The sequence below is a fragment of the Caryophanon latum genome (assembly GCF_001700325.1).
Classification (GTDB): domain Bacteria; phylum Bacillota; class Bacilli; order Bacillales_A; family Planococcaceae; genus Caryophanon; species Caryophanon latum.
The window spans coordinates 59,367-68,320 of sequence record NZ_MATO01000078.1; the positions used below are offsets into that span (position 1 = coordinate 59,367).

The window sequence follows — 8,954 nt, forward strand, 5'->3', positions numbered from 1 at the left end:
ACATTTTATAAAAAAGGAGTGACAACACATTTGAAAAATTTAAAGGATCTTTGGAATCAAGTGCTTTCTCAAGTAGAGCAGAAAATTTCAAAACCTAGCTTTGAAACGTGGTTAAAATCGACTAAACTTTTAACCTATAAGGGAAAAACAATTACGATTGCAGCACCTAACTCGTTCGCACGTGATTGGCTAGAAACCCACTATACACAGCTTGTAGCTATGATTTTAGTTGAACTAACGGGGGAGGAAATTTCCATCAAATTCGTCGTACAAAAAGATGACGATGACGACATCAACTTGCCTCCACCAATTAAACTGCCAAAAATCGAGGAAAACTACGACATTGCATCAGGCATGCTCAATCCGAAATACACCTTTGACACATTTGTCATCGGTTCTGGCAACCGATTCGCTCATGCAGCAAGTTTGGCCGTTGCAGAGGCTCCTGCAAAAGCATATAATCCATTTTTCATCTATGGTGGTGTAGGACTCGGCAAAACACATTTAATGCATGCAATCGGTCATTACGTGCTAGAGCATAATCCGAAAGCTAAAGTAGTATACTTATCATCTGAAAAGTTCACGAATGAATTCATTAACTCTATTCGTGACAACAAAGCAATTGAATTTCGCAACAAATACCGCAATGTAGACGTTCTACTCATCGATGATATTCAATTTTTAGCAGGGAAAGAATCTACACAAGAGGAATTTTTCCACACATTTAATACGCTACATGAGGAATCAAAACAAATTATTATTTCTAGCGACCGACCACCAAAAGAAATCCCAACACTTGAGGATCGACTGCGCTCTCGCTTTGAATGGGGACTTATTACCGATATTGCACCACCTGACTTAGAAACGCGCATTGCAATCTTACGTAAAAAAGCGAAGGCAGAACAGCTTGAGGACATTCCAAACGAAGTAATGCTCTACATTGCAAATCAAATTGATTCCAATATTCGTGAGCTGGAAGGTGCATTAATTCGCGTAGTAGCGTATTCTTCATTAGTGAATAAAGAAATTAGCATTGAAGTTGCTGGTGAAGCGTTAAAAGACATTATGCAAAACGGAAAACCTCGTGCGCTGACAATTTTAGATATTCAAAGTGCTGTAGGTGAGCATTATCAAGTGCATTTAGATGATTTTGCAGCGAAAAAACGTACGAAAACGATTGCTTATCCACGTCAAATCGCGATGTATTTATCACGAGAGCTTACCGAATATTCGTTACCTAAAATTGGATATGAATTCGGTGGACGCGATCACACGACAGTTATTCATGCACATGAAAAGATTTCCGCATTGATGAAAACGGACAAACAACTAAAGCAAGATGTAAAAAAAATTAGGGCGGTACTCGGAAAATAACCTGTGGATAAAACAACGACTTATCCACAGACTTATCCACAAGTTATCCACAAGCGGAAGTGTTGCTACACAAGGCTTCAAGGCACTTATCCACACTATCCACAGCCCCTACTACTATATCTATTAAAAAAATAAATAATATAATATATATAAAGCGAGGTATTTTTTGATGAAATTTGAGATTATGCGTGACCGTTTATTAGACGGTTTAAACAATGCAATGCGTGCAATAAGTTCAAAAACAACGATTCCGATTTTAACTGGAATTAAACTAGATGTAACAGCTGAAGGATTACGCTTAACAGGTAGTGATGCTGATATTACAATTCAAACATTCGTAAAAACAGAAGAAAACGGTAAACAAATCATTAATGTCGATGAGCCAGGATCAATTGTGTTACAAGCACGTATGTTGCACGAAATTGTACGTAAGCTACCGACAAATGAAGTAGAAATCGAAGTAACTACAGGCTTACAAACTATTATTCGTTCAGGTAAATCAGAATTCCATCTGATTGGCTCTGATGCAAATGAATATCCACAACTGCCAGAAATCGCGAACAATGAGCAATTTTCAATACCAAGTGATTTATTAAAAACAGTTATTCGTGAAACGGTATTTGCAGTATCAACATCAGAATCACGTCCAGTGCTAACAGGTGTACATTGGCAAACAAAAGAAGAGCAACTTGTATGCGTGGCAACAGATAGTCATCGTTTAGCACGTCGGAAAGTAACAGTCGAAAACGTACCAGTTGGTCAAAACGTCGTCATTCCTGGTAAAAGCTTAAACGAGTTAAATAAAATTTTAGACGACTCAACAGATTTAGTGAATGTTGCTTTAACGAGCCAGCAAGTGCTATTCAAAACAAAAGAAGTATTATTCTTCTCACGTTTACTTGAAGGCAACTATCCAGATACAAGCCGTCTAATCCCTGACGACTATCAAACGAATGTGACAATTAACGGTAAATCACTTTTACAAGCAATTGACCGTGCATCACTATTAGCACGTGAAGATCGCAACAATGTCGTTCGATTTGAAACAGTTGGTCAAAATACAGTTGAAATTTCATCGAACTCACCTGAAATTGGGAAAGTAAAAGAGGAGATTACGGTTGAAAATTTAGAAGGTGACGAATTAAAAATTTCGTTCTCAGCAAAATACATGATGGACGCGTTAAAAGCTATTGATGGGCAAGACGTAATGATTCAATTCACAGGCACGATGAAACCATTTATTTTACGTTCGATTCATGATGATGCCATCTTACAATTAATTTTACCGGTGCGTACTTACTAACAGTTACCGATAACTTCTCAACATAGTTGGTTCAAGCTAGTGTTGACCCATCAAGGTTGTTTAAAACAAGAGGCGGACTCCTGCGTGAAAAGCAACCTCGAATTATGGTGGAGAGCCACATATTTTGTGTATAACGATGTAAATTATAAATGGCAGCGAGAAACATTTCCGTTATCGCCAAAACGTTAGGATCATAAAGTCGTTCTACTTGTTCGATTGTATGTTCGCATGTTAAAATTTAAATACTGAATTGTTAAATCAGATAGTCACAAGACGTGGCTATCTTTTTTTACTTTATAACGAAAATTAGGTATGATAGAAAAATACTTGTTTGAAATACTGGAGGCAAAATTACGTGAATGATTTAATCATTGATACAGAATATATAACACTAGGTCAGGCTTTAAAAATGACGGATGCGATTAGCTCTGGTGGTATGGCAAAATGGTTTTTAAGCGAACATGAAGTGTTTGTAAATGGAGAGGCAGAAGATCGACGTGGACGTAAACTACGCCATGATGATGTCGTGAATATTCCCAATGTTGGTCGTTTTAAAATTGTCGATGCATTCGTTGGTGAATAATGCACATTCACCAACTTAAACTTACCAACTACCGCAATTATGATCAGCTAGAGCTCGAATTCTCTCCTAAAATTAACGTTTTCATTGGGCAAAATGCGCAAGGTAAAACGAACTTGATGGAGTCTATTTATGTACTAGCAATGGCGAAATCTCATCGCACAGCAAATGACAAAGAATTGATACGTTGGGAACAAGATTATGCTAAAATAGAAGGTGTGATTGAACGCCGATACGGGGCAAACCCGATGGAGCTTACAATCTCTAAAAAAGGCAAAAAAGGGCGCGTCAATCATATTGAGCAAAGCAAATTAAGCCAATATATTGGGCAAATGAACGTCGTTATGTTTGCACCGGAAGATTTACATGTCGTAAAAGGTAGTCCACAAATAAGACGCCGATTTATCGATATGGAGATTGGTCAAATTTCTCCTGTTTATTTACATGACTTATTGCAATATCAAAAAATTTTAAAACAACGTAATTTGTTTTTAAAAAAGCATCAAGGTCACCAAAAGATTGATCAGGTGATGCTTGATGTATATACAGAACAGTTTGTAGAAGCCGCGGTAAAAATTATTCGAAAGCGCTATGAGTTTATCGATATGTTACAGCGCTGGGCAGAGCCAATCCATGCAGGTATTACACGGCAACATGAGAAGCTTATAATTAAATATAAAACAGTTCCTGGTTTGAAATCAGATTGGGCTGCTGACGATATGAAAGCATATTTGTATTCAAAATCGAAAGAGGCAGCAAGTCGAGAACTCGAACGCGGTATGACACTCGTCGGCCCACATCGCGACGATTTACAATTTTTTGTAAATAATTACGATGTGCAAATTTATGGCTCTCAAGGACAGCAACGTACGACTGCATTGTCGCTAAAACTTGCTGAGATCGAGCTTATTAAGCAAGAGACGAACGAAGCGCCAATTTTATTGCTAGACGATGTGTTATCTGAGCTTGATGAGGAACGCCAATCACATTTATTAAATATTATGCAAAGTGAAGTGCAAACGTTTGTAACGACACCGAGCATTGATGGTATACATCATGAGACAATCCAGCATGCAAAAATGTTTCACGTGGAACGAGGAGAAATTACATGTCCTGAATAAATATTCAGGGTATTTTTTAGTGAATGAATATACAACATACATTTTTGAAAGATAAAGACTGAGGTTAGAAAGAGTAGGTGAACAAAGTGGCTATGGAAAATTCTAGAGTAGAAGAAGCGTATGATGCAGACCAAATACAAGTGCTTGAAGGCTTGGAAGCGGTACGTAAAAGACCGGGGATGTACATCGGTTCTACAAGTTCAAAAGGGCTACACCATTTAGTTTGGGAAATCGTTGATAATAGTATTGATGAAGCGCTAGCAGGCTATTGCACGGATATTATTGTTGCGATTGAAGAAGATAATTGGATTCGCGTTGAAGATAACGGGCGAGGTATTCCGGTAAGTAATCAAGAAAAGATGGGCAAACCAGCTGTTGAAGTTATTATGACGGTGTTACACGCCGGTGGTAAGTTTGGTGGCGGCGGATACAAAGTTTCAGGAGGTCTACACGGTGTAGGTGCATCTGTTGTGAACGCGCTATCTCTTGAAACGAATGTACAAGTACGCCGTGATGGGCATGTGCATGAAATTGTTTTCCAACGAGGGCACACTGTACAGCCGCTACGTGTAATTGGCGATGCCGATACGACAGGTACTGTTACTCGTTTTAAAGCAGATCCAGAAATTTTCAAAGAAACGACAGTTTACGAGTACGATATTTTAGTAAAGCGTATACGAGAGCTAGCATACTTAAATCGTGGGATTCGTTTAACGATTTCAGATGAGCGTGTAGGTCAAGAGAAAACACAGCTATTCCACTATGAAGGCGGAATTAAATCATACGTTGAGGATATGAACGAAGCGAAAGGGCCAATTCACGAAGCAATTGATGTTTCAGGTGAAAAAGATGGTATTTACGTTGAAATTGCGATGCAGTACAACGAAGGCTTTGCAGCAAACCTTTTCTCATTCGCTAATAACATTAATACGTATGAAGGTGGTACGCACGAATCAGGTTTTAAAACAGCTTTAACACGTGTCATTAATGACTATGCGCGTAAAGCGGGGCTAATTAAAGACTCTGAGCAAAACTTAACAGGCGAGGACGTACGTGAAGGTTTAACTGCAATTGTTTCGGTAAAGCATCCAGAACCACAGTTCGAAGGGCAAACAAAAACGAAGTTAGGCAACTCAGAAGTAAGTGCCATTACAAATTCATTGTTCTCAGAAGGCTTTGAGCGTTTCTTAATGGAGAATCCATCTGTTGCGCGCAAAATTTTCGAAAAAGGGCAAATGGCTTCACGTGCTCGTGTTGCAGCTAAAAAGGCACGTGAGTTTACACGTCGTAAATCGGCACTTGAAGTGTCTAGTTTACCAGGGAAGCTTGCAGACTGTTCATCAACTAATCCGTCTGAATGTGAAATTTACATCGTAGAAGGAGATTCAGCGGGTGGTTCAGCAAAATCAGGTCGTGATCGTCACTTCCAGGCTATTTTGCCGTTACGTGGTAAAATTTTAAACGTTGAGAAAGCTCGTTTAGATCGTATTTTATCGAACGCTGAAATTCGCGCGATGATTACAGCATTTGGTACAGGTATTGGTGAGGATTTTGATATTGCAAAAGCACGTTACCATAAAATTATTATTATGACCGATGCCGACGTTGATGGTGCGCATATTCGTGTATTAATGCTGACGTTCTTCTTCCGTTTCATGCGTCCGCTTATTGAAGCTGGCTATGTATACGCTGCTAAGCCACCGCTTTACCAGGTGAAGCAAGGTAAAACAGTGGAATATTGTTACTCTGATGCGGAACTACAAGAAATTTTAGCGCGCATGTCACAAGTGCCGAAGCCGAATGTACAGCGTTACAAAGGGCTAGGAGAAATGAATGCAACGCAATTATGGGACACTACAATGGATCCGGAGCATCGTACGTTAATTCGTGTAGATTTAGACGACGCTATTGAAGCAGATCAAATCTTTACGCAATTAATGGGGGACGAAGTAGGGCCACGTCGAGACTTTATCGAAGAAAATGCAGTATACGTAGAAGATTTAGATATTTAAGCGATGGGAGGTCCTTACTTTGTCGGAAATGCAACAAGGCAAGATTGAAACAAGAAATATTACTACTGAAATTAAAACGTCATTTTTAAGTTATGCAATGAGCGTTATTGTATCGCGTGCATTACCAGATGTGCGCGATGGCTTAAAGCCTGTACATCGTCGTATTTTATATGGCATGCAGGAGCTTGGAAATACGTCAGATAAACCATATAAAAAGAGTGCGCGTATCGTCGGTGATGTAATGGGTAAATACCATCCACACGGTGACTCATCGATTTATGATGCGATGGTACGTATGGCGCAAGATTTCAGCTACCGTTACATGCTAGTTGATGGGCACGGAAACTTCGGCTCGGTCGATGGTGACGGTGCGGCCGCAATGCGTTATACAGAATCGCGCATGTCAAAAATCGCGATGGAAATGCTGCGCGACATTAACAAAAATACAATTGATTACGGCGATAACTACGATGGTAGTGAACGTGAACCGCTTGTATTACCAGCTCGTTATCCGAATTTACTCGTAAACGGTTCGTCGGGTATTGCAGTAGGTATGGCAACGAACATTCCACCTCATCAGCTTGGAGAAACAATCGATGCAGTTATTGCGTTATCGCATAATTCAGCGATTACGACAGAAGAGCTAATGGATATCATACCAGGACCGGATTTCCCAACAGGTGCGCTTATTTTAGGTCGCAGCGGTATTCGTCGTGCATATGAAACCGGTCGTGGTTCGATTATGTTACGTGCTCGAGTGCAAATTGAGCAAAAAGACAATGGGCGCGAAACGATTTTAGTGCATGAACTACCGTACCAAGTAAATAAAGCAAAGCTCATTGAAAAAATTGCTGAACTTGTACGTGACAAAAAAATCGATGGCATTACAGGCTTACGTGATGAATCTGATCGTAACGGTATGCGTATTGTCATTGAAGTACGCCGCGATGCAAATGCAAACGTCGTATTAAACAATTTATATAAGCAAACACCGATGCAATCAAGCTTTGGTGTAAATATGCTGGCGCTTGTAAACGGGCAACCAAAAGTATTAGGCTTAAAGGAAATGCTATTCCATTACTTAGAACACCAAAAAATCGTAATCGAGCGTCGCACAAAGTTTGAGCTACAAAAAGCTGAGGCACGCGCGCACATCTTAGAAGGCTTACGTATTGCACTTGATCACATCGAGGAAATTATTAAAATTATTCGTAGTTCACGTAACGGTGAGGAAGCGAAGCCACAGCTAATGGAACGTTTCAGCTTATCAGACAAGCAATCGCAAGCTATTTTAGATATGCGTCTCGTACGTTTAAGTGGCTTAGAACGCGAAAAGATTGAGGAAGAGTATCAAGAACTACAAAATTTAATTCAGGAGTTAAAAGAAATTTTAGCGAACGAGGAGAAGATTGTAACGATTGTACGTAGTGAATTGTTAGAAGTGAAAGAGCGTTACAACGATACGCGTCGTACTGAAATTACAGTTGGCGGTTTAGAGATGATTGAGGATGAGGATTTAATTCCACAAGAAAACTCGGTTATTACATTAACGCATAAAGGTTACATTAAACGTTTAGCAGCTAATACGTATCGAAGTCAGAAACGTGGCGGTCGAGGCGTACAAGGTATGAACACGAATGAGGATGATTTCGTAGAGCATTTACTGTATACATCAACGCATGATGTCATTTTATTCTTTACATCAAAAGGGAAAGTATACAAAGCAAAAGGCTATGAAGTGCCGGAGTTTGGTCGTACAGCGAAAGGTTTACCACTTGTGAATTTACTCAACATCGAAAAAGGCGAGCATGTCACAGCGATGATTCGTGTAAATGGGTATAAAGAGGATGAATTTTTTGTTTTTACAACGAAGCAAGGGATTACAAAGCGTACATCGGTATCACAATTTGCAAATATCCGTACGAACGGCTTAATTGCGATTGGTTTACACGATGACGATGATTTAATTTCAGTACGTTTGACAGATGGCTCAAAACAAATCATCCTTGGTACGCATGATGGGATGGCAATTCGCTTCGATGAGCAACAAATTCGTGCAATGGGACGTAATGCAGCAGGCGTAAAAGGCATTAAGCTACGCGAAGGCGATTACGTTGTCGGTATGGAAGTTGTTGAACCAGATCAAGAAGTGCTTGTCGTAACCGAAAATGGCTATGGTAAACGTACATCCGAATCAGAATATCGCATTCAAAGTCGAGGCGGCGTAGGTCTTAAAACGATTCATGTAACAGAAAAGAATGGGAAAATGGTTGCTTTGAAAACAGTAGACGGTTTAGAGGATGTAATGTTAATGACGATTAACGGTATGATTATTCGTATGGATATTGACGATATTTCAGTAATCGGTCGTAGCACACAAGGTGTTCGTCTTATCCGTTTAGCTGACGATGAGCGCGTATCTTCTGTTGCAAAAGTATTAAAAGATGATTCACCTGAATATGATGAAATCGAACAGACAGAAGCATAGCAAAAACGCAAGTAGGTTTTTTACCCACTTGCGTTTTTATTGTGCGCCCAGCATGCGCATAAACTTTAGGGTGTAA

Annotated in this window: 6 protein-coding genes; all 6 read left to right on the forward strand. The window is 39.6% G+C overall.

Features of this window, described 5'->3' with window-relative positions; all coding sequences use genetic code 11:
- Nucleotides 1–30: 30 nt before the first annotated feature.
- Nucleotides 31–1,374 (forward strand): chromosomal replication initiator protein DnaA, encoded by a 1,344-nt coding sequence (gene dnaA, locus A6K76_RS15495; protein ID WP_066466511.1) that lies wholly within the window; start codon nt 31–33, stop codon nt 1,372–1,374.
- A 169-nt stretch (nt 1,375–1,543) separates the two neighbouring features.
- On the forward strand, nt 1,544–2,677 hold the full coding sequence (gene dnaN / locus A6K76_RS15500; protein WP_066466512.1) for a DNA polymerase III subunit beta: 1,134 nt from the start codon (nt 1,544–1,546) through the stop codon (nt 2,675–2,677).
- A gap of 355 nt (nt 2,678–3,032) precedes the next feature.
- Nucleotides 3,033–3,260 carry a S4 domain-containing protein YaaA gene (gene yaaA / locus A6K76_RS15505; RefSeq protein WP_066466513.1) on the forward strand — a complete coding sequence of 76 codons (228 nt, stop codon included), beginning with the start codon at nt 3,033–3,035 and terminating at the stop codon, nt 3,258–3,260.
- Nucleotides 3,260–4,378 carry a DNA replication/repair protein RecF gene (recF, locus tag A6K76_RS15510; protein ID WP_066466514.1) on the forward strand — a complete coding sequence of 373 codons (1,119 nt, stop codon included), beginning with the start codon at nt 3,260–3,262 and terminating at the stop codon, nt 4,376–4,378. The genes yaaA and recF overlap by 1 nt, the downstream gene beginning before the upstream one ends.
- A 92-nt stretch (nt 4,379–4,470) precedes the next feature.
- The gene (gyrB, locus tag A6K76_RS15515; RefSeq protein ID WP_083995491.1) at nt 4,471–6,390 is read left to right on the forward strand and encodes a DNA topoisomerase (ATP-hydrolyzing) subunit B; all 1,920 of its coding nucleotides are present in this window, start codon (nt 4,471–4,473) and stop codon (nt 6,388–6,390) included.
- A 28-nt stretch (nt 6,391–6,418) separates the two neighbouring features.
- Nucleotides 6,419–8,878 (forward strand): DNA gyrase subunit A, encoded by a 2,460-nt coding sequence (gene gyrA, locus A6K76_RS15520; RefSeq protein WP_211271779.1) that lies wholly within the window; start codon nt 6,419–6,421, stop codon nt 8,876–8,878.
- The last annotated feature ends 76 nt before the right edge of the window (nt 8,879–8,954 follow it).